This is a genomic window from Lysinibacillus sp. FSL K6-0075 (genome assembly GCF_038592945.1).
GTDB classification, from domain to species: domain Bacteria; phylum Bacillota; class Bacilli; order Bacillales_A; family Planococcaceae; genus Lysinibacillus; species Lysinibacillus fusiformis_F.
Genome location: NZ_CP151947.1, coordinates 3,069,594 through 3,091,343, shown reverse-complemented (window position 1 = coordinate 3,091,343; position 21,750 = coordinate 3,069,594). Strand labels below are relative to the sequence as shown.

Here is a 21,750-nt window from a genome sequence, read left to right as displayed (position 1 = left end):
TTGCAGGAGCAAATATTATCGTTTTTAATCGATCCATTCTTTCTCTTGCTCAAGATGACGCTCATGCTTTGCAGTTACGTCATCATTATTTTGATTGTGAACATGGTAATACCAGAATTTGAAAAAGGGACAAGGATACTTTTTTTTCTTATCGTTTTAGCAACAATCGGTCCTGTTGTTGTCAAATCCTTTACATTAATTGATGAAATTGCACAAGGACTAGCCCATCTATTTACGGCATTTTATCCAATTCTTACATCAAGCTTTCTCCTATCCAGTAGTATTACCGCGATTGCTTCCTGGCAACCTTTTTTACTGTTTTTTGTACAAGTCCTCACCATTATCAGTAGTAAGTGGCTTATTCCAGGCGTGCTATTGGCCATTGTCTTTGATGTGTGCAGTGTTATTGTCAAGGAAATATCCTTTACGCGGATAGCTGATTTGATTCGTTTTACGATTATGAGTATCGTGTCTGCCTCTGTCATTTGCTATATTCTGCTGATGACTGCAAGCGGCGTAGCAGCATTTAGTGTCAATGCGGCTGTAGCGGAGCCCGTCAAAAAATTAATTGAAGAAAATATTCCAGTTGTTGGTTCTTTTATTGTGGATAGTTTTTCGATGTTTCAGCATATGACACAATTTACATCTTCCCTTACAAGTATTAGTGCCTTTATCGCCGTCATTACGGTGTCATTTATCCCAACAGTGCAGCTCGTAGTCAGTGCGTATTCATTGAAAATGCTTGCCGCCATTTTAGAACCGATTGCCTTTGATGATATTTGTAGACTACTAGATCAAGTTAGCAAATCGCTATTTACTTTATGTGCTGTATCATTTTTAATTGCTTTTTCATTTATGTTTTCTTGTTTTTTCCTCATTGTGTTCGTACAAGTCATGGCAGGGGGGAGATAGATTGATTCTTTTATTGGCATTGCTCTTTGTCTGTCAGATTTTTGTGTTTCTAACGGATGATAAGGAAATAATTTCACTGACAAAGTTGGTCATCACGTTAGTATTTTTGCAATTGCTATTAAAGATTCCATTTATCAATTCATAGGAAGAAACAAGCGTACATACACTTGAAAAAGAGAAGATGAAAGGAGGCAATGTACAAGTGAAGTGGAAAAGACACGAAAAAAAACAACGTCATTGATGCTTTTAATTTTGATAGCTGCCTCCGTGGGAATATTCATCATTTTACCTATGTATCAAACGAATTCAACAAGCGACAAAGGTTCACCGCTCACGAATGAAGAAAAACTTGAGCAAACACTGAAGGCAATGCAAGGTGTTGGGGAGGTTAAAGTCTACTTTTATTATGGAGAGATGACAGATGATCAGGATGCCAATAAACTATTCAGCCAATATTTTCGAGGGACTGAGCAAGGCGCGAAAAACGTAACAGGAATGCTCGTTGTTTCAGAAGGTGCTTCCGATATCTTTGTAAAAAATGAAATTCGTGCTGTCGTCAGTCAAGTGATGCAATTACCGATTCATCGAATTATTATCGTTCCAATGGAAAATAAGGAGGAAAAGTAAATGCGCGTACGTAGAAGAACAGTTTGGTTTATGACATTATTAAGTTTAGTAGCAGTCATTTCAGTGTATTATTTGGTTGATCCAGCAAAACAATTCAATGGTCTTACTATTTTTACGGATGATACACTGCAACAAACAGCTGTCACAGGTGTTACAGATCAGGAAGCAACAAATGATATAACACAAGAAGTATCTTCACCAAGTCACTTATTCGAAGAAATGCGTATGCAGGTTAGTGATGAGAGAAGCCAACTTCGTGAACAGTTAACACAAAAAATTGCTTCTGAGGAAGCTTCTGCTGAAGAAAAAAATGAGGCATTTAATGAAATGGATGGGCTGATTAAACGTGAATCAGCGGAAGCTATGCTTGAAATGCTCGTTAAATCATTAGGTTATTCGGATGCGTTTGTTCGCGCTGAGGGAGAAAAAGTTTCAGTTACAGTGATGGCAGAGGAGTTGTCAAAAGCACAAGCAAACGAAATTATTTATCTGGTAAAAACAGAGATGGAAGGCGCAAATGATGTGCAAGTAAAGTTCAGTGCAAATAATTATTAAAAAATAGAGAAAAAAATAAATATTTAGTTAATTCATAAAAGGGTGTTATATATCAGCTTAATGAAAAGGCTTTCGCTTAGTAAAGGAAAGCCTTTTATTTTGTTCATATTTACTTAATTTTCATTTAACTATTTCAAATTGATACGAAAAAATATAGAATAGTTATTGTAGTAGATTTTAATTCATAAGGAGAGTTAGAAATGTTCAAAATTCAAGAAATTCGTGAAATCATTAAATTAGTGGATTCATCTTCAATTGACGAGTTTGTGTATGAAGTAGATGGCGCAAAAGTAAAACTTAAAAAGAATAATGTTGTTGTTACAGAAACTGTAGCACCTAAAAAAGAAGTAGTAGCCCCTGTTGTACAACAATCTGCACCAGCAGAAGCTCCAGCAGTAACACCTGCACCAGCTAAAGTGGAAGAAGCTCCAGCTGCAGCTACACCAGCAATTAACGACCCTTCGTTACATAAAATTGTATCTCCGATGGTCGGTACTTTCTATCAAGCACCAAACCCAGATTCACCAGCTTACGTAAAACCAGGTGACAAAGTAGGAAATGAAACAATCGTATGTATCGTAGAAGCAATGAAATTATTCAACGAAATCGAAGCAGAAGTGCAAGGGGAAATCGTTGAAATTCTAGTTAAAGATGGCGACTTAGTAGAGTACGGCCAACCACTATTCCTTGTAAAAGCTGAGTAAGGAGTGCAAAACAAATGAAAAAAGTTTTAATTGCAAACCGCGGCGAAATCGCTGTGCGTATCATTCGTGCTTGTAAAGAGTTAGGCATTCAATCGGTTGCTGTCTACTCTGAAGCAGATGCGGACGCATTACATGTGAAATTAGCAGATGAAGCTTATTGTATCGGACCAAAGCTATCAAAAGATTCTTATCTTAGCTTCCCAGCGTTACTTAGTGTAGCTGAAAAAACAGGTGCAGATGGTATCCACCCAGGATATGGTTTCGTATCGGAAAACGCTGATTTTGCTGAAGCTTGTGAAAACGCTGGCATTAAATTTATCGGTCCATCATCTGATTCTATTAAAATTATGGGCATCAAGGACGTTGCACGTACAACGATGGAAGCGGCAGGTGTTCCCCTTGTTCCAGGTACTGGTATTGTACCAGATATTGAAACAGGTAAAGAATGGGCTGCTAAAATTGGTTACCCTGTCATCATCAAAGCAACTGCTGGTGGTGGCGGTAAAGGGATCCGTGTAGCACGTACAGAAGAAGATCTTGTAAAAGGTATTGAAATTACGCAAAAAGAGGCTGCTGCAGCATTCGGTAACCCAGGCGTATATTTAGAGAAATTCATCGAGTACTTCCGTCACTGTGAAATCCAGGTTTTAGCAGATGGCTACGGTAACGTGGTGCATTTAGGCGAACGTGACTGTACGGTTCAACGTCGTATGCAGAAGTTAGTAGAGGAAGCTCCATCTCCAGCTTTATCTTCTGAGCGTCGTGCTGAAATGGGTGCAGCTGCAGTCAAAGCGGCACAAGCATGTGACTATGAAGGCGCTGGTACAATCGAGTTTATCTATGATTATCGAGAGGACAAGTTCTACTTCATGGAAATGAATACTCGTATTCAGGTTGAGCACCCAGTAACAGAAATGATTTCTGGTGTAGATCTTGTACAACAACAATTAAAAATCGCATCTGGTGAGAAGCTTCCGTTTACACAAGATGATATAAAATTAAATGGTTGGGCTATTGAATGCCGTATTAACGCAGAAAATGCCTACAAAAACTTCATGCCATCAGCAGGAACTGTTGATACGTATATAACGCCAGGTGGCTACGGTGTACGTATTGATTCTGCTGTCTATGCAGGCTATACAATCCCACCATATTACGATTCAATGGTAGCGAAACTAATTGTTCATGCGGATACACGTGAAGAAGCGATTGCAAAAATGAACCGCGCCCTAAGTGAATTCGAAGTATCTGGTCCTGGGATTAATACAACCATCCCATTCCACCAAGCACTAATGAACAATGACGTGTTCAAATCAGCACAATTCAATACGAAGTTCCTTGAAGAGAATGATGTATTAGGTGTAGCAGAAAAAGTGAAGTAAGCGTTCGCAAATAGTTTAATTGTCTCGGCTTATAGTCGGGATGATAGAAGTAAGATAAAACAGATTATCCAATTTTTAGACCCTTTAACGAAACTGATTCGTTAGGGGGTCTTTTTTGTAGCAGAGTTGAAGGGAAATTTGTGATATAAAGAATAAAACGGATATACTATTGAAGGAAAATGAGGTATATCAACAGCTAACTGATAAAAAACAAATTAGATAATCAGGAAGAAGGTAGTACTGTGAAAACAACAGGAAATTTTACAGACAAGGCCGATATCTATGCGAAATATCGCCCTAGTTACCCAAATGAGTATATTGATTATTTGTTATCAGCTAACGAACTAAATGGGGATCGAATTGTAGCTGATATTGGTTCAGGTACGGGAATATTTAGCCGTCAGCTGCTTGAAAGAGGTTTACATGTTATTGGAGTTGAGCCAAATGATGATATGAGACAGAAGGCTGAGCAATCCTTAAAAATACATTTACGTTTTAAATCAATAAAAGCAACTGCTGAAAATACGACTTTAACAGGGAATAGTGTGGATTTAGTAACTGTAGCACAGGCATTTCATTGGTTTGATAAAAATGCATTTAAAATAGAGTGTCAGCGGATTTTAAAACAAAAGGGAAAAGTTGCTCTTGTTTGGAATAGCAGAGATTTAACGAACCCAATGATTAAAGAGAATGCAGAAATTTGTCAAAAGACTTGTTCAAATTTCAAAGGATTTAGCGGTGGAATTGAAGAAACGCCAGAAGTATTAAACAGCTTTTTCAAGGATGGAAAGTATGAGTTTAAAAAGTATCAAAATGATTTGTTTTTTGATTATGAAGGTTTTTTAGGAAGGAATTTGTCAGCTTCCTATGCTCCGAAAAAAGATGACGAGGAGTATAAAAATTTTGTTTTTCTCCTATCAGAGTTATTCGAAAAATACAGTAAGAATGGAAAAGTAGTTCTCCAAAACATAACGCGAAGCTATCTAGGTAATGTCTAAACAGCCGGACATAAATAGGCTTTAATCGAGTTTGCATTTATTGGCATGCAATAAGGGTACTTTTTAAAGATAAATAGTACCCTTATGTTGTTGAAAAAAGATCATGTCACTAGCAGAAAAAGACCTTTTAGCAAGGTGAGGGGTTGATTTCCGTTCCGCCAGCGTCCTTTCCAGGGGGCGTCCGATGAGCCGCTTCACTCACTTGCGTTCGCTCCAGGGTCTCCTCTGTGACGCTAAATCCCCTAGGAGTGACGCTGGCTCCACTCCAATCAACCATGCTGCAAAGTGTCTTTACTTTTTTCATAGCAGCATAGCGATTAAATCGCCCATTATTTGTATTCTTAGAGGAGATAAACTCTTATTTTCAATGTGGAGAAGTGATGCGTGACAACACCTTCACTTTATTTGAAAACCGTTGCTAAAAAGGTAACACTTTTGTGGATTGGAGTGGAAGGCTACTTGACTCCCGTGGGATAGCGAGACAGGCGAGCCCCTGCACGGAGCGGTAGCAGAGGAAGCGGCTCGGCGCTCGCCCACAGGAAAGCAAGTAGCCTGCAACGGAAATTCATTTTCACTGTTCACAAAAATTCTATTGATGGTTTTGTTTTTCAACACTATGAGGGTACTATTTAAAGATAAATAGTACCCTACAGTCTGAGTCCATTTTAAATTAAAACGGCTTTCGACAGCCAAACCTTCCTTTTTATAGTATAATAAATGTAAGTACAGCACTTGTTTGTGATGTGTAAGGGAAAGGATGATATTTGTATGGCAGAGAAAGTAGGACAATCTTTCGTACAACCAACACCTTCTGGGAAAGAAGAGCTTGGAAAAATTGAGGTAGCGGCAGAGGTGATCGAAGTTGTGGCTGGGATTGCTGTAAATGAGGTTGAAGGCATTGCTGCAACTCGTGGAAATATTGCGACGGGTGTCGTGGAACGTTTCGGTAAAAAGGTACACAATAAAGGCATTAAATCAGGTGTAACGGAAACTGGTGAAATTGCCATTGATGTATTTTGCTCTGTTAAATATGGATATGCCATTCCTAAGGTAGCAAAAGAAGTTCAAACGCAAATCCGTCAGGCTATTTTTAATATGACAGCACTAGAAACAGCAGAAGTGAATGTGCATATTACAGGTATTCACTTTGAAAAAGAAGAAGCAGTAGTACATGAATAAAAAGAAAAGGATTGCCCGACGATGATTCGTTCATCAAGGGCAGTCCTTTTTATATGGATTTCTCTAGGGTTCATGTGAATGTGTATCGCTATTTTTATAATTCTATATGCTTTGGCTTTCTCCAGAATAACGCAAGAATGACGCCAAGCACCAATACGATTGTGGCAAAGTAGTATGGATAGTTCAGGTTGATATCGAACAATATACCACCTAGAATAGGACCAAAAATATTACCAAGACTTGTAAACATAGAGTTCATCCCACCAACAAATCCTTGTTCATTTCCAGCGATTTTTGATAAATATGAAGTAACAGCAGGGCGAATTAAATCGAAACCTACGAAAATAAAGAATGTAACAAATAAAATGGCAAAATAATGACTCACGATCGTCATGGCGAATGTTAATACTGCTGAAAGGATTAACGAATAACGAATAACATTAATCTCGCCCATTTTCTTTGTCAGCCAGTCAAATAGTATTAATTGAGCTAGGGCACCGACAATACCACTTCCTGTAATAATAATAGCAATATCAGATGGTGTAAACGCAAATTTGTGATCAACGAATAAGCTAAACAACGATTCAAATGCAGCGAGGCCAAATGACAACACGAAAATAAGGATGAATGGAATGAAGTAGAGCGGGCTAAACACTCGCTTGACACTACCTAACATGGATGGTGCTGCTTCTTCATTGTCTGTAGCACGTGACGGCTCTTTTAAAAACATGAATGACAGGATAGCTGCGAACAGACCAAGTACCCCCGCTGCATAAAATGGGACACGTGTACCAATTTCAGCTAAAAATCCACCGATCCCAGGACCGATAATAAAACCTGTGCTAATGGCTGCACTCATATAGCCAAGTGCCTTAGGACGCTGTGCCAATGTCGTAATATCTGCTATATAAGCAGTTACTGCGGGCATAATGAAAGCTGCACTTACGCCACCTAGCATACGGGAGACAAAGAGGATTTCAACAGAACGACCGAATCCAAATAAAAACTCAGAAAGTCCAAAAATAAAAAGACCTGCAACAATCATAACTTTGCGGCCAATAGTATCAACAAGCTTACCTGCAATTGGTGATGCGATTAGTTGTGTAATGGCAAAGGCTGCCACCATATAACCAACAACAGAGCCAGAAATATGTAGCTCATTCATGATGGTTGGTAAAACAGGGATGACTAAACCAATCCCTAAAAAGGCAATGAAAAGATTAGATAATAAAATAGCTAAGGTTACATTTTGCTTCTTGCTCATAAACTTCTCCTTCTAATTGTTCGCGATACATGTTTTCAATCTACTAGAATATTTCCATGTAATACGATAAACCCTATAGTAACTATAGGGTCAAAAGATTTGTTTTTATTTTTTAAAGTTTTTATTAGTTTGGGAATTCTTGTAGAGAGTTATACGAGTGCACAGTTACTTTTTCGGAGGAATTTTGTGTCTCTTGTTTTTGCCTAATCTTTAATTCTACTATAAATTTCTTTTCTTGCTCCATAGTGAGCGTTGCTGGCATGTATAGTTCATACACCTGCGACTCAAATAGTTCCTGCTGAGCCAATACATGATTTCTCAATTTTTCATAGAATGAAAAATAAGTATCAGGATCGTAAATAAAGGCAATGCATACATATTTACCACCAGGAATAATGGTTTGTTGTATGTTTGGTGAGAGCTTCGAAAATGTGCGCTCCGTTAATAGGGGAGTGAAAATAGCATCATAAATAATATCATTGACATCTTTATAAGGCTCTAATGGATAAATACAGCCATAACGACTGTTTAAGACACTGCCTTCCTTTTCTATAATTTTAATTAAAGTGGCATAGTATGTACTGGTGCTTGATGTTGGTGTTAATTCAGTAGTGGTTACTTGAAGAACGGGCATGGCTTCTTCTATCTGCACATAGACCTCACCGAAGACTGGAATATCAATTTGCTCTTGTAATTGCTTTTTAGTTTTCAGTAAAGTATTTTTTGCTTCGTTTAAACGTAAAATTTTTTCATTGATGCGTAGTTCCTGCTGAGCTAAAAAATCAAGCAATTCTTCAGAGGTTAGTCTAAGTGCTTTTTTTATATCATCCAGTGAAACGCCGATATATTTAAGAGACTTTATAATATCTAAATAGAATAGCTGATTGCCTTTATAATACCGATAATTGGTGTAGGTATCGATATAAGCAGGCTTAAATAAATCAATTTGATCATAATAACGTAATGTCTGAACCGATAAGTTTGAAAGTTTGGCAACCTCACCTATCGTATAATAATGTTCTTTCATAAATGGCCTCCACTAGTAATAGCTAAAGAAGTTTCGAATGGCATCAAAACGAATTTTATGCTTGCAAGCCTCGCAGTAAAATAGGTGAGATTTATGTTTCTTTATTTGTTTATATTGTTCTTCACCTTCAACCAATTTAAATGTTTTTTACTACTAGGGCATGTAGCTTCATATTGCATTGTGAACACCTCTAAAGATCTTTTCATTTTCTTTATTATACCATTATGAACAGGAAACAATCATTTTTGAATATCACTATTCGATAAGAAGTGAGCTTAAGCAAAAAGTTTCTTGAAAAAGGTTTCAGATTATTGAAAACTTGCTTGAAATCGTGTTTCTCGTGTGATTTTATGCTATTATAAACCTTAATGCCACTTAAGAAGGAGAGCTTTACATGAAACGACATGAAGCACGCGAAAAAGCGTTGCAAGTTTTGTTTCAGCTAGACAATACGGATCTAACAGTTGAAGAAGCAATGGGTCATATTAAGGGTCAACCTACCAATGCCTTCTATGAAAAGATCGTGAATGGAACAGCTGAACATTTGGAGGAAATCGATGCTACATTAGAACAGCATCTTGAAAAGTGGTCACTTGCCCGTCTACCCAAAATTGAAAGAACGGTTTTACGCCTAGCTGTATATGAATTGTTATACATGCCAGAAACACCAAAAAGAGTAGTACTAAACGAAGCAATCGAGTTATGTAAAACATTTGGCGATGATAGTTCATCTAAATTCGTCAATGGTGTACTTTCTAAATTTACAGAACAAGAATAATGTGTTGAATTGGAAGGAGTAACGAAGGTTTATGTCAAGTGCAATTATTAATGGTAAAGAGATTGGTCAAGAAATTCGTAATGCTGTAGCAGAGCGTGTCATTCGTTTAAAAGAGCGAGGGTTAACACCTGGTTTAGCGGTTGTGTTAGTTGGAGACAACCAAGCATCAGCTACATATGTGAGAAATAAACAGAAATCTTGTGAAGCAATTGGTATGTTTTCAGAACTCATTAAATTACCAGAAGAAACAACGCAAGAGGAATTACTAGCACAAATTGAGCTTTTAAATCAACGTGAGGATATTCATGGTATTTTAGTTCAATTACCACTCCCAAAACATATTGATGAGGATACAGTCATTGCAACGATTGCGGTCGAGAAGGATGTCGATGGATTCTCACCTGTAAGTGTTGGGAAAATGATGCTTGGCCAAGAAACATTTTTACCTTGTACACCGTTTGGCGTGATGAAGCTTCTTGAGTATTCAGGAATTGAAATCGCTGGAAAACATGCTGTGATTGTAGGTCGTAGTCATATCGTTGGTAAACCAATGGGACAACTACTTTTACAAAAAGATGCAACGGTTACCTATACACACTCTAAAACGCCAGATTTACCTTCATTTACAAAACAAGCGGATATTTTAATTGCCGCTGTTGGACGTGCAAACTTTATTACGAAAGAGCATGTGAAAGAAGGGGCTGTTGTCATTGATGTAGGGATTAATCGCGATGACAACAATAAATTATGCGGCGACGTAAACTTTGCAGAAGTGGATGGAATTGCGTCTCATATTACGCCTGTACCAGGTGGCGTAGGTCCAATGACCATCACAATGTTACTATTCAACACAGTGCAAGCAGCTGAAAATACGCTTGCAAAATAAAAATCCTTTGAAAAAAAGTCATCTCAACATTGCTGTGAGATGACTTTTTTTGTTGCGTAAAATCAGAACTTTTCTGCTATTTGGACGTCTAATGTAACGTTTGGGACATACATACTTAGAAGGAGGTCTTTATGGAAAATATTGCTATTATGTTAATTGTTAAGCATATCATTATTGGACTTGTCCAAGGCTTTACAGAGCCAATTCCTGTATCGTCGAGTGGGCATGTGATGATTGCCAGCGAAATACTGGGACTAGGTGAACAAGGTTTTACTTTTGCCATCTTAACAAATACAGCTTCGTTACTAGCTATTATGTATATTTATCGTGAGGATATTGTTCGTCTGATCAGCCATTTTTTTCTTTACTTGAAAACGGGAGAAAAGCGTTATAATGCGGATTTTCGCTTTGCTCTCTATATTATAATTGGTTCAATCCCTGCTGGCGTTTTAGGGGTGTTATTAAGTGACGTTATTGCGGATAATGTAAGTATGACGACGATTGCGCTTATGCTATTTGTGACAGGGACCGCATTGTGGCTAATACGTAATATGCGTGGCAAGAAGAAAGATGCGGATTTACGTGCAAAAGATGCTATCATTGTAGGATTAGGGCAAGCAGTCGCTTTAACGCCAGGCATTAGCCGTTCAGGAGCTACGATTATTTCAGCCATAGCAGTAGGGATGAAGCAGGATACAGCCTTACGTTTTTCCTTTATGCTTTATATTCCTGTGAGTTTGGGTGGGGTAGTCCTCGGTATTACAGATTTTTTAGACGAGCCGAATAAAGGTGCCTTAGCACTTCCCTACGCCGCCACTTTCTTGGCGACACTTATTATGACTTATTTTGCGATGCGTTGGTTTATGGGCATTATGAAAAGTGGCAAACTTAGCTATTTTACGTATTATTGTTTTATTGTAGGAACTCTTTTATTACTATTCTATTAAAATATAAAGTCTCATAACGTATGAAGTTATGGGGCTTTGTTTGTTATTTGTCATAATAGACGGTTTCTAATAGTGAGAACGTGTAGGAATGTGTTATAGTTGTTTTTCGATAGAAGAAAGACAGTCATTTTTTCTAGCGAAACTGCATTTTGGCACGTCAACGACTGTAAAAAATGTTATGATAGGTGTAGTTTTGTGAAAAACTTGATTTTAGTAAAGGAGCCGAAAACATGTCCTCTGCTTCTTATTTAACAGTAAAAGCGTTAACAAAATATATTAAACGAAAATTTGATGCAGATCCACATTTGCGTGAAGTCTATGTAAAAGGTGAATTATCGAATGTGAAAATTCATCAATCTGGTCATATTTACTTTACCTTAAAAGACGATGGTGCCCGAATAGCTGCTACGATGTTTAAAACAGCGGCTACCAAATTAGCATTTGAGCCGAAGGAAGGTATGCAAGTATTTATCCGTGGTGATGTAAACGTTTACGAAGGCTATGGAACTTATCAGCTCTATGTACAGGAAATGCAACCAGATGGCATTGGTAGCTTATTTGTTGCCTTCAATCAATTAAAAGAGCAATTACAAAAAGAAGGGCTTTTTAAACCAGAGTGGAAACAGCCGATTCCAAAGTTTCCTGAAAAAATTGGTGTGCTCACTTCAACTACTGGTGCAGCTATCCGGGATATTTGTACAACCTTAAAGAGGCGTTACCCACTTGCGGAAATTTTGATTTATCCAACACTTGTGCAAGGGGCTCAGGCAGCACCGAATATTGTGCAAAATATTCAACGTGCTAATCAAGAGGCGAGCTGTGACGTGTTGATTGTCGGGCGAGGGGGCGGCTCAATCGAGGACTTATGGGCATTTAATGAAGAGATCGTGGCACGAGCTATTTTTGAAAGCCGAATCCCCATTATAAGTGCGGTTGGTCACGAAACAGACACGACGATTGCCGATTATGTAGCAGATTTACGTGCACCTACTCCAACAGCTGCTGCTGAGATGGCTGTGCCAGATCAAGCGGAGCTCTACCAACGTGTTCTGACGCAAAAATCACAGCTTCATCAAATGGTTAGGTCGCAACTTATGGCTGAGCGACAACGTCTAAATAAGCTCCAGCAGTCTTATCCGTTATCAATGCCAGAAAGACTTTATCGACCTTTTACGGAAAGATTGGCACAGCTTGAGTCTGGATTGCAGACAGCGATGCAAGTGAGCTTGATGAAAAAAGCCGCCCAACTTCAACAATTACATAGTACGGTGGAGCAACATTCACCCAAAAAGGCACTTGCTTTTCATCAGAGAGAGCTTGAAGCGCGTGTCCAACAATTATCACGTGCTACAGCGTATTATGTGGCGAAGCAACAACAAAAATTTGAGTCAACCGTTAGAACATTAGAAGCTTTAAATCCACTATCTATTCTAACAAGAGGCTTTACAGTAGCATATAAAGAGCAGCAAATGATCAAATCATCCACTGAGGTACAAAAGCAGGATCAACTGACACTGACCTTCCATGATGGAAAGGTTGTGGCTGAAGTGACGAATATCTTGCCAAAGAATGAGGGGGAATTGTTGTGACAGAAAAACAACAAACATTTGCAGAAGCCATGACGGCACTAGAAGAAATCGTTCGCCAATTAGAACAAGGTGATGTGCCATTGGAAAATGCGATTGATTTATACAAGCAAGGAATGGAGCTATCAAAGTTTTGCCATAGTAAGCTGCAACATGCTGAGGAGCAGCTTGTATCAATTGTCCAAGAGACTGGTGAAACAACAGCATTTGATCCACTAAAGGGAGAGAATTAGGAAATGAATGAGCCATTAAAGTACTTTATCGAAAGCAATACACCACAAATTGAAGAGACCATGTTTGCACTTGTTGAACAAATTGATGCACCAGCAGATTTAAAGGAATCCATGCTGTATTCATTAAAGGCGGGCGGTAAACGAATTCGTCCACTTTTTGTGTTAGCAGTACTGGAGCTTTACCGTGAAAATCTACAGGACGGTTTGATTGTCGGTTCAGTGATTGAAATTATTCATACGTATTCTTTAATCCATGATGATCTACCAAGCATGGATAATGATGATTTCAGAAGAGGTAAGCCAACAAATCACAAAGTTTATGGAGAAGCGCTGGCTACGCTTGCTGGTGATGCGTTAAACACACTGGCATTTGGTATTTTAGCACGTATGGAAATCTCTGCTGAAAAGCGTATTGAACTTGTCCAATTGCTAAGCGTTGCAGCTGGTGCAGAAGGCATGGTTGGTGGTCAAGTACTAGATATGGAAGGGGAACAACGTCAGCTTAATTTAGCTGAATTGGAACAAGTCCATGTCAATAAAACAGGTGCTTTATTGCGCTTTAGTATTGAAGCGGGAGCCGTACTTGCAGATGTGTCAGAACAAGACCGTGCTACATTGAAGGAGTATGCGCATCACATTGGTTTAGCTTTCCAAATTCAAGACGATATTTTAGATATTGAGGGAACAACAGAAGAACTAGGAAAAACAGCTGGGAAAGATGTCGCTAGTGATAAAAGTACCTACCCAGCACTGTTAACATTAGAGGGAGCAAAAGAAAAGCTTGCTGAGCATTATCAACATGCCATTAACGCACTCGATCAATTACCAATAGATGTCAGCCTATTACGTGACTTTGCGGCTTATATTGTACATCGTAAAAACTAAGAGAAAATCAAGGCGTTGAAGGAAAAGAATATGCTAGAATAGGTGGGAACGTTTGCAATATGCAAACAATGAAGTGCTCGTACTTTTAGCATATTGATAACACTGCTATAATGGTGGAAACACAATTGCGGTGAATATTTTATTGAAAAGGTGTGTGAGAAAGGTGGATTTAAATAAAATAACTAGTCCATCCTTTTTAAAAAACTTAAATAAGAAGGAGCTTGAGCAGCTTGCCCAAGAAATTCGTACCTTCTTAATCGAAAAATGTTCTGTCACAGGTGGGCATATCGGGCCGAATTTAGGCGTAGTTGAGTTAACGATGATGCTGCATAAAATGTTTGACAGTCCAAAAGATAAGTTTTTGTGGGATGTTGGCCACCAAGCTTACGTGCATAAAATTTTAACAGGTCGTGCGAGTCAATTTGACACACTACGTCAGTTCAAAGGGCTTTGTGGGTTTCCAAAGCGCGTGGAGAGTGAACATGATGAGTGGGAAACAGGTCATAGCTCGACTTCCTTGTCAGCAGCCATGGGTATGGCAGCAGCACGTGATATAAAAAAAGAAAACAACTTTGTTATCCCTATTATTGGAGATGGCGCTTTAACAGGTGGTATGGCACTTGAGGCATTAAATCATATTGGCCATGCGAAAACGAATATGATTGTTATATTAAATGATAATGAAATGTCGATTGCACCGAATGTTGGCGCGTTACACAATGTTTTAGGTCGTCTACGTACAGCGAAGGAGTACTCAAAAGCCAAGGAAGAGCTCGAGTCACTTATTAATAAGATTCCAGTATTAGGTGGAAAGCTTGCGTCTACTGTAGAACGCGTGAAGGACAGCTTGAAATATTTAGTAGTATCGGGTGTGTTTTTTGAGGAGCTAGGTTTTAAATATCTTGGTCCGATTGATGGACATGATTTTGAAGCGCTTGAAATGACTTTATCACACGCGAAAAAAGTGAAAGGGCCAGTCCTTGTTCATGTCATTACGAAAAAAGGAAAAGGCTATAAACCAGCCGAGGATGATACAATTGGGAATTGGCATGGAACAGGTCCTTATAAAATTGAAAATGGTGCCTTTGTAAAGTCTGAGGCAACTGGACCAGCATGGAGTAGTTTAATTGCTGAGACAGTTCGTAAAATTGCCCATGAAAATGAGCGAGTGGTAACGATTACGCCTGCCATGCCTGTAGGTTCAAAGCTACAAGGTATTCAACAGGACTTCCCAAATCGTTTCTTCGACGTGGGTATTGCTGAGCAACATGCGGCAACGATGGCTGCAGGATTAGCTACGCAAAATATGAAACCATTTTTAGCGATTTATTCTACATTCCTGCAACGTGCATATGACCAAGTATTACATGATATTGCTCGCCCAAATTTAAATGTCTTTATCGGTATTGATCGTGCTGGTTTAGTGGGAGCAGATGGAGAAACACATCAAGGTGTATTTGATATTGCTTTCCTTCGTCATATTCCAAACATGGCCATCATGATGCCAAAGGATGAAAATGAAGGGCAACATATGGTAAAAACAGCGATTGATTATGATGGTGGTCCAATTGCACTTCGTTATCCGCGAGGTAATGGGATTGGTGTGCCATTAGATGATGAGCTTGTCGCTTTACCGATTGGTAGCTGGGAAGTTTTACGTGAGGGGAAAGACGCATCGATTCTGACATTTGGTACAACGATTCCAATGGCAATGGCAGCTGCTGAAATGCTAGCGCAACAAGGTATCGATATCGAAGTGGTCAATGCTCGCTTTATCAAACCGATGGATGAGGATATGCTACACCGTATATTATCTAGTCAAAAACCAATTTTAACAATTGAAGAAGCTGTTTTACAAGGTGGTTTTGGTAGTGGTGTATTAGAGTTTGCTCATGACCACGGCTATTTAAATGCGCTTGTTGATCGAATGGGCATCCCAGATCAATATATTGAGCATGGCAACGTAGATCAGCTACTCGCAGAAATTCATATGACAGCAGAGGATACGGTTGCACGTATGCACGTATTACTTCAACAAAAACAGCAAGTGGGTTTGAATAAATAATGACAAAACAACCAAAAGAACGAGTAGATATTTTACTTGTAGAGCGTGGGCTATGTGAAACAAGAGAAAAAGCAAAACGTTCCATTATGGCGGGAATTGTCTTTTCAAATGAAATACGTATTGATAAGGCAGGCGAGAAAATTGCCGTCGATGCACCGCTACAAGTAAAGGGCTCAGATTTAAAATATGTGAGTCGTGGTGGCCTTAAATTAGAAAAGGCGCTACAAATTTTTGATATGTCTGTAGAAGGGAAGCTAATGCTTGACATTGGCTCCTCTACAGGTGGCTTTACAGATTGCGCTTTACAGCATGGAGCAAGACATTGTTATGCACTAGATGTTGGTTCTAACCAATTAGCTTGGAAAATTCGCTCAGATGAACGTGTCACGGTAATGGAGAAAACGAATTTTCGCTATACAACGGCAACCGATTTATCAGAAGGTTTACCTGATTTTGCAACAATCGATGTCAGCTTTATTTCGTTATCACTGATTTTACCAGTATTAAAAACATTATTGATGCCAGGTGGGGATGTTATGGCATTGGTGAAACCTCAGTTTGAAGCAGGTAAAGATAAAGTAGGCAAAAAGGGAATTGTTCGTGATAAAAAAGTACATCTAGAAGTATTGGAAAAAACGGCTGCAATGGCAACAGAGATTGGTTTTGTAGTGAAAGATGCTTCGTTCTCGCCCATCACAGGTGGAGAAGGAAATATTGAATTTTTATTCCATTTAGTGAATCCTATTGGACAAGAAATTCTACCTGCATATACAGCTTTTAATGCACTCGTTGAAGAAGCGCATAATTCTTTAAAATAACACGTGCTCGCTTATAGAGCCGTGTTTTTTCTTGTGCTTTTTTGTTGAAAATGGTAGTGTGATTATACACATAAACAATTATTTATAAGAGGTGATTTCGTTGAATAAAGGACAACGACATATACGGATTCGGGATATTATCGCCAATCACGAGATTGAAACGCAAGATGATTTAGTCGATTTTTTAAAAGAAGCAGGCTATAATGTCACACAAGCTACGGTATCACGAGATATAAAAGAGCTTCATTTAGTGAAAGTACCGCTGCAGGATGGTCGTTATAAATATAGCTTGCCCGCAGATCAACGTTTCAACCCAGTCCAAAAATTACATCGTGCATTAGCGGATGCTTTTGTAAGTATTGATGGGGCATCACATTTTTTAGTCATGAAAGCTCTTCCGGGGAATGCGAATGCCATTGCATCCTTACTTGATCATTTAGATTGGCCAGAAATTTTAGGTACAATTTCTGGAGATGATACCATTTTAATTATTTGTCGAAATGAAAATGAGCGTGAAAATACAAAAAATCGCTTATTAGACATGCTTTAAAAAATGGTTAAATTGATTTAGAGGTGACATTTTGTGTTAAGAGAGCTTAGTATTCGAAACTTTGCCATCATTGAGGATTTGACTGTCAGCTTTTTAGAAGGCTTAACAGTTCTCACAGGGGAAACAGGTGCCGGAAAATCCATTATCATTGATGCGGTGCATTTACTTGCTGGTGGACGAGGCAACACTGAATTTATTCGACATGGCGCAAGAAAAGCAGAATTGGGTGGCTTATTTCAAATTTCGAGTTCAGTTCATCCTGTTCTGAAAAAGTTAGAAGAAGCAGGCATTGAAATAGAAGAAGATACGATTATTTTACGTCGTGATTTAAATGATACTGGTAAAAGTATTTGCCGTGTGAATGGAAAGCTTGTGCCATTATCGGTACTAAGAGACATTGGGGCTAGCCTTATTGATATTCATGGCCAACATGAAAATCAAGAGCTAATGGATGAAAAGCAGCACATCAATTTGCTCGACCAGTTTGCAGAAGAAGAGCTATTGCCCATTCAAAAAACGTATCGTGCTCAGTACGATGAATACCGTTTACTCAAAAAAGACTTAGCTTCCATATCCATTGATGAGCAATTGATGGCACAACGTATCGATTTGTATCAATTTCAAATCAAAGAGTTGGACGAAGCAAATTTAAAATTAGGTGAGGAAGACGAGCTTCTAGACGAACGCCGTCGTCTGATGAATTTTAATAAAATTTTTGAACGCTCTAGTGCAGCCTATGAAGCCATTCAAGGCGAAACAAAAGGGCTTGATTGGATCGGTACGGCAATGGGTGCTTTAGAAGACGCTGCAACGGTTGATGAGCAATTTAAAGAATCGTCTGAGGCAGTTACAACTGCGTTTTATGCATTACAGGATGCAGCCTATCAGGTCAAAAATGTGTTAGATGAATTAGAATTTGATCCAGCTCGTTTAAACGAGGTGGAGCAACGTTTAGCATTATTGCAAAATTTAAAACGCAAGTATGGTACAACAGTAGAAGAAATCTTGGCTTATTATGAAAAAATTAAAACTGAGTTAAATGAGCTGTTGAATCGCGATGAAATTTTGCAGGTGAAAGAACGACGCGTGTTAGAAATGGAAGCTGTACTCAATGAGTTGGCTAGTGAACTTTCAACAGTACGTAAAGCTGCAGCCCAACAATTAAGTGAAGCGATTATGGCAGAACTACGTGAATTACATATGGAAAAGGCAAAATTTATTGTCAATTTTGATGAATTATCCTATTTCGATGCTAATGGGAAAGATCAAATTATTTTCTACATCTCCACAAACGTTGGAGAGCCTCCAAAGTCTTTACCAAAAATTGCATCTGGCGGAGAATTATCACGAATGATGCTGGCATTGAAAACCATTTTCTCTTCTTCCAATGGAATTACCTCCATTATTTTTGATGAGGTTGATACCGGTGTCAGTGGTCGTGTGGCGCAAGCGATTGCAGAAAAAATTGCCGCGATTTCTGTAAATTCTCAAGTTTTATGTATTTCACATTTACCACAAGTTGCTGCGATGGCTGATCATCATTACTTCATCAAAAAAGAAGTGGAGCACGATCGAACATTTACTTCATTATCAGAGATTGATCAAGACGCTCGCATAGAGGAAGTAAGCCGTATGATGTCTGGAACCGAAATTACAGCGTTAACATTACAGCATGCAACGGAGCTTTTAAAAATGGCAGATGAAAGAAAAAAACAAATGCGTTAACCTTTATTCCAGAAACAGTTTCAGCTGTTTCTGGCTTTTTTCATTTTGCGCAAATATTTACCGCTTATAAGAACGTCACAACAACACATAGTAAAAAGACAAAAATGAAAAGGAGGTGTCGTATGAATCGTCATTGGCGTCAATTAGTCATTTTGCCTATGCTCATCTTTTTATTAGTGATGCCTATACAAGCTTTAGCCGCCAAAAAGCTTATACCGATGGGCGAAGCAATTGGAATCCAACTTCAATTATCACATGTATTTGTAGCACACGATGTACTGTTAGCTTCCAATCAGTGGATGAAAGGAGGCGCTGTTATTGAAAAAATAAATAATATACCAGTAAAATCACTTGCTGATGCCAAGCAAGCTGTGGCAAAGGATGGCCAACAGAAATGGACGATCAATAGTGGTGGCCAACAAATTACATTGGAATTACAAAACCAAGAAGCAGAGCATGTCATTTCCTTTTTAAAAGATGAAACAGATGGAGTAGGAACACTGACTTATATTGATCCAGAGACAAAAAATTACGGTGCACTAGGTCATCAAATTGTCGATTCAACCCTACAAGAAGCCCCTGTTTTTAGAGCTGGCTCCATTTTTTTAGCTTCTATTCAGCAAATCCGAAAAAGCACACCGGGCCAACCAGGCTATAAAATTTCCTCCATTGAAAAGCATCAAGAACGGCTAGGCAGTATAGATAAAAATACTATTTATGGTATTTTTGGCCGTTGGGAAGACGGTTATCAACAAAGATTACCCAAAGCGATAGAAATTATGCATGAAAAAGATATAAAAACGGGGAAAGCAGAAATCTATACAGCCATTGAAGGCAGTAAGGTGGAAACCTTTTCAATTGAAATTACCAAAGTGGAAAATGAACGCCTTGAATTTATAGTATCTGACGAGAAGCTCATTGAAAAAACAGGTGGTATTTTGCAGGGAATGAGTGGCAGCCCTATTATTCAAGATGGTCGTTTTGTCGGTGCGGTGACACATATGTTTGTGGAGGAGCCGAAAAAAGGTGCAGCGCTAACGGTAGCGGAAATGTTAAGAAGATCTTCATAAAAAGGGATGAAAGGTAAAAATCCGTTTAATTTTCCGCAGGCAGGACAAATGCCGCAGGAAACTACACGGATTTTTTACCTTTATTTCATCGAATCCAACATGTATTTCTGATAATTTCCTGAAGGAGTCATGATATTTAAAAAAACTGTAGTTTTATCTACTAAATTTATCTAAAATAAGTGATAAGAGCATTCAACAGGTCGCAGCCATTTAGCGTAACTTGTCGATATTAAAAGAAAGTATCGGACTACATACTCATTTTTGGAAATAGAAAAGGTTTTTAAAACAAAAATGTCGAAAATTCCACAGTGTGCCAAAAACGGCATTTAGGGGTTTAGGTTATCGCTTTGAGGTGTTCAAAGCAAGTCCAGAAGGAGGAATTGAAATGACAAAGGTAAAAGTAGCGATTGCAGATGATAATCGTGAGTTATTAAAAACAATGGAGCAGTATTTTCAAGGACATGCCGAAATAGAAATTATTGCAACTGCTTCAAATGGAAAAGTATGTCTACAAATGCTTGAGGAATTTACACCAGATATTTTACTTCTAGATATAATAATGCCTCATCTTGACGGTTTAGCTGTATTAGAATCCATGTATCAAAATGAAAAAATGTCATCAATTCAAGTCATTATGCTAACAGCTTTTGGCCAAGAAGATGTCATGAAACAGGCGGTAGATTTAGGAGCTTCCTACTTCATGCTAAAGCCCTTTGAATTCGATCAATTGGTACAAAAGATTTTGCATTGTGCTGGACAGAAGGCGACACTTCCGAAAAAGACAAGCGTGTTACAACCGACAGTACCTCAAAAATTAAATCAGCATCAATTGGACAGTACGATTACAGCCATCATTAAAGAAATCGGTGTACCTGCCCATATTAAAGGCTATTCTTATTTGCGTGAAGCCATTCAAATGGTCTTTGAAGATATTGAATTATTAGGATCTGTGACAAAAATTTTATATCCAGAAATCGCCAAAAAGTTTAATACGACACCATCTCGTGTGGAACGTGCGATTCGCCATGCCATCGAGGTTGCATGGAATCGAGGCAATTATGAATCCATTTCGTCGATGTTTGGCTACACAGTCCATCACTTAAAATCTAAGCCAACAAATAGCGAATTCATTGCCATGATCGCAGACAAAATCCGCATCGATATGATGGCTAGCTAGTTCCGACATATATATAATAAACATATACAGCAATTATACTTCGCATAGTATAGCGCCCTTTTAGATTTTACTGTTTAAAAGGGCGCTTTTTTTGTTACTTGAACAAATGCTGTGGAAATATCTGTGGCTGTCCTTTAATATTGAAACCGTTAAAAGAAAGTCTAAATCAGATAAAAATGCACGATATATGCATGAATAATGGATTTAAAGTCATATCCTAAAGATGAATAGTGAGAAGGGTAATAAATCGTTTGATACCTCACATCGTTTCGTTATACTTATAGTAGGTGATTAAAATAAAAAGTGTAAATTTTCAACTAGATCGAATGAATTCGCTCGAAATCACACAGATAGAGGAAGATCTATTTGAGGTACGTTTAGC

Annotated in this window: 22 protein-coding genes; 20 read left to right on the top strand and 2 right to left on the bottom strand. The window is 38.4% G+C overall.

Annotation, left to right across the window (positions count from 1 at the left end; genetic code table 11):
• From MHB65_RS15185 to MHB65_RS15150, 8 genes are all read left to right on the top strand, one after another.
• On the top strand, positions 1-912 hold the full coding sequence (locus MHB65_RS15185; RefSeq protein ID WP_205444263.1) for a stage III sporulation protein AE: 912 nt from the start codon (positions 1-3) through the stop codon (positions 910-912).
• Between the two features lies 1 nt (position 913).
• On the top strand, positions 914-1,057 hold the full coding sequence (locus MHB65_RS15180) for a hypothetical protein (protein WP_004231124.1): 144 nt from the start codon (positions 914-916) through the stop codon (positions 1,055-1,057).
• Between the two features lie 62 nt (positions 1,058-1,119).
• Positions 1,120-1,539: a hypothetical protein gene (locus MHB65_RS15175; protein WP_205444262.1), complete on the top strand. Its 420-nt coding sequence runs from the start codon at positions 1,120-1,122 to the stop codon at positions 1,537-1,539.
• Positions 1,540-2,094 carry a SpoIIIAH-like family protein gene (locus MHB65_RS15170; protein WP_205444261.1) on the top strand — a complete coding sequence of 185 codons (555 nt, stop codon included), beginning with the start codon at positions 1,540-1,542 and terminating at the stop codon, positions 2,092-2,094.
• A gap of 200 nt (positions 2,095-2,294) precedes the next feature.
• Positions 2,295-2,798, top strand: a complete 504-nt coding sequence (accB, locus tag MHB65_RS15165) for an acetyl-CoA carboxylase biotin carboxyl carrier protein (protein ID WP_205444260.1) — start codon at positions 2,295-2,297, stop codon at positions 2,796-2,798.
• Between the two features lie 14 nt (positions 2,799-2,812).
• A complete protein-coding gene (gene accC, locus MHB65_RS15160; RefSeq protein WP_205444259.1) occupies positions 2,813-4,180 on the top strand; it encodes an acetyl-CoA carboxylase biotin carboxylase subunit in 1,368 nt (455 codons plus the stop codon).
• A 242-nt stretch (positions 4,181-4,422) separates the two neighbouring features.
• Positions 4,423-5,178 (top strand): class I SAM-dependent methyltransferase, encoded by a 756-nt coding sequence (locus MHB65_RS15155; protein WP_342440915.1) that lies wholly within the window; start codon positions 4,423-4,425, stop codon positions 5,176-5,178.
• A 768-nt stretch (positions 5,179-5,946) separates the two neighbouring features.
• Complete coding sequence (locus MHB65_RS15150) at positions 5,947-6,357, top strand: Asp23/Gls24 family envelope stress response protein (protein WP_205444257.1); 411 nt, start codon at positions 5,947-5,949, stop codon at positions 6,355-6,357.
• A gap of 94 nt (positions 6,358-6,451) precedes the next feature.
• On the opposite strand, the gene MHB65_RS15145 is transcribed toward MHB65_RS15150, so the two are convergent.
• Positions 6,452-7,621: an MFS transporter gene (locus MHB65_RS15145; protein WP_342440914.1), complete on the bottom strand. Its 1,170-nt coding sequence runs from the start codon at positions 7,619-7,621 to the stop codon at positions 6,452-6,454.
• A gap of 124 nt (positions 7,622-7,745) precedes the next feature.
• Complete coding sequence (locus MHB65_RS15140; RefSeq protein ID WP_342440913.1) at positions 7,746-8,648, bottom strand: MerR family transcriptional regulator; 903 nt, start codon at positions 8,646-8,648, stop codon at positions 7,746-7,748.
• 394 nt (positions 8,649-9,042) lie between these two features.
• On the opposite strand from MHB65_RS15140, the gene nusB reads away from it, so the two are divergent.
• The 12 genes from nusB (at position 9,043) to spo0A (ending at position 21,368) form a co-directional block, all read left to right on the top strand.
• Complete coding sequence (gene nusB, locus MHB65_RS15135; RefSeq protein WP_004231146.1) at positions 9,043-9,426, top strand: transcription antitermination factor NusB; 384 nt, start codon at positions 9,043-9,045, stop codon at positions 9,424-9,426.
• Positions 9,427-9,457: 31 nt separating this feature from the next.
• Positions 9,458-10,312, top strand: coding sequence for a bifunctional methylenetetrahydrofolate dehydrogenase/methenyltetrahydrofolate cyclohydrolase FolD (folD, locus tag MHB65_RS15130; RefSeq protein ID WP_054549163.1), 855 nt, complete (start codon positions 9,458-9,460; stop codon positions 10,310-10,312).
• Between the two features lie 131 nt (positions 10,313-10,443).
• Entirely contained in the window at positions 10,444-11,259 is an 816-nt protein-coding gene (locus MHB65_RS15125) for an undecaprenyl-diphosphate phosphatase (RefSeq protein WP_342440912.1), read from the top strand.
• 230 nt (positions 11,260-11,489) lie between these two features.
• Positions 11,490-12,848, top strand: a complete 1,359-nt coding sequence (xseA, locus tag MHB65_RS15120) for an exodeoxyribonuclease VII large subunit (RefSeq protein ID WP_342440911.1) — start codon at positions 11,490-11,492, stop codon at positions 12,846-12,848.
• The gene (gene xseB / locus MHB65_RS15115) at positions 12,845-13,078 is read left to right on the top strand and encodes an exodeoxyribonuclease VII small subunit (RefSeq protein ID WP_008179899.1); all 234 of its coding nucleotides are present in this window, start codon (positions 12,845-12,847) and stop codon (positions 13,076-13,078) included. The genes xseA and xseB overlap by 4 nt, the downstream gene beginning before the upstream one ends.
• Before the next feature lie 3 nt (positions 13,079-13,081).
• Entirely contained in the window at positions 13,082-13,963 is an 882-nt protein-coding gene (locus MHB65_RS15110) for a polyprenyl synthetase family protein (protein WP_205444249.1), read from the top strand.
• Between the two features lie 163 nt (positions 13,964-14,126).
• The gene (dxs, locus tag MHB65_RS15105; protein ID WP_342440910.1) at positions 14,127-16,028 is read left to right on the top strand and encodes a 1-deoxy-D-xylulose-5-phosphate synthase; all 1,902 of its coding nucleotides are present in this window, start codon (positions 14,127-14,129) and stop codon (positions 16,026-16,028) included.
• The gene (locus MHB65_RS15100) at positions 16,028-16,846 is read left to right on the top strand and encodes a TlyA family RNA methyltransferase (RefSeq protein ID WP_342440909.1); all 819 of its coding nucleotides are present in this window, start codon (positions 16,028-16,030) and stop codon (positions 16,844-16,846) included. Before dxs ends, MHB65_RS15100 begins: the two co-directional genes overlap by 1 nt.
• A gap of 100 nt (positions 16,847-16,946) precedes the next feature.
• Entirely contained in the window at positions 16,947-17,396 is a 450-nt protein-coding gene (gene argR, locus MHB65_RS15095) for a transcriptional regulator ArgR (protein WP_004231170.1), read from the top strand.
• A gap of 33 nt (positions 17,397-17,429) precedes the next feature.
• Entirely contained in the window at positions 17,430-19,121 is a 1,692-nt protein-coding gene (recN, locus tag MHB65_RS15090; protein WP_205444246.1) for a DNA repair protein RecN, read from the top strand.
• 122 nt (positions 19,122-19,243) lie between these two features.
• The gene (locus MHB65_RS15085; protein WP_205444245.1) at positions 19,244-20,191 is read left to right on the top strand and encodes a SpoIVB peptidase S55 domain-containing protein; all 948 of its coding nucleotides are present in this window, start codon (positions 19,244-19,246) and stop codon (positions 20,189-20,191) included.
• A gap of 385 nt (positions 20,192-20,576) precedes the next feature.
• Entirely contained in the window at positions 20,577-21,368 is a 792-nt protein-coding gene (gene spo0A / locus MHB65_RS15080) for a sporulation transcription factor Spo0A (protein WP_016993890.1), read from the top strand.
• The last annotated feature ends 382 nt before the right edge of the window (positions 21,369-21,750 follow it).

Excerpts from the sequence above, each read along its gene's own strand:
- MHB65_RS15170 (WP_205444261.1), top strand. The coding sequence starts at position 1,540 with ATGCGCGTACGTAGAAGAACAGTTTGGTTTATGACATTATTAAGTTTA.
- accB (WP_205444260.1), top strand. The coding sequence starts at position 2,295 with ATGTTCAAAATTCAAGAAATTCGTGAAATCATTAAATTAGTGGATTCA.
- accC (WP_205444259.1), top strand. The coding sequence starts at position 2,813 with ATGAAAAAAGTTTTAATTGCAAACCGCGGCGAAATCGCTGTGCGTATC.
- MHB65_RS15150 (WP_205444257.1), top strand. The coding sequence starts at position 5,947 with ATGGCAGAGAAAGTAGGACAATCTTTCGTACAACCAACACCTTCTGGG.
- MHB65_RS15145 (WP_342440914.1), bottom strand. The coding sequence starts at position 7,621 with ATGAGCAAGAAGCAAAATGTAACCTTAGCTATTTTATTATCTAATCTT.
- MHB65_RS15140 (WP_342440913.1), bottom strand. The coding sequence starts at position 8,648 with ATGAAAGAACATTATTATACGATAGGTGAGGTTGCCAAACTTTCAAAC.
- nusB (WP_004231146.1), top strand. The coding sequence starts at position 9,043 with ATGAAACGACATGAAGCACGCGAAAAAGCGTTGCAAGTTTTGTTTCAG.
- folD (WP_054549163.1), top strand. The coding sequence starts at position 9,458 with ATGTCAAGTGCAATTATTAATGGTAAAGAGATTGGTCAAGAAATTCGT.
- MHB65_RS15125 (WP_342440912.1), top strand. The coding sequence starts at position 10,444 with ATGGAAAATATTGCTATTATGTTAATTGTTAAGCATATCATTATTGGA.
- xseA (WP_342440911.1), top strand. The coding sequence starts at position 11,490 with ATGTCCTCTGCTTCTTATTTAACAGTAAAAGCGTTAACAAAATATATT.
- MHB65_RS15110 (WP_205444249.1), top strand. The coding sequence starts at position 13,082 with ATGAATGAGCCATTAAAGTACTTTATCGAAAGCAATACACCACAAATT.
- MHB65_RS15100 (WP_342440909.1), top strand. The coding sequence starts at position 16,028 with ATGACAAAACAACCAAAAGAACGAGTAGATATTTTACTTGTAGAGCGT.
- MHB65_RS15085 (WP_205444245.1), top strand. The coding sequence starts at position 19,244 with ATGAATCGTCATTGGCGTCAATTAGTCATTTTGCCTATGCTCATCTTT.
- spo0A (WP_016993890.1), top strand. The coding sequence starts at position 20,577 with ATGACAAAGGTAAAAGTAGCGATTGCAGATGATAATCGTGAGTTATTA.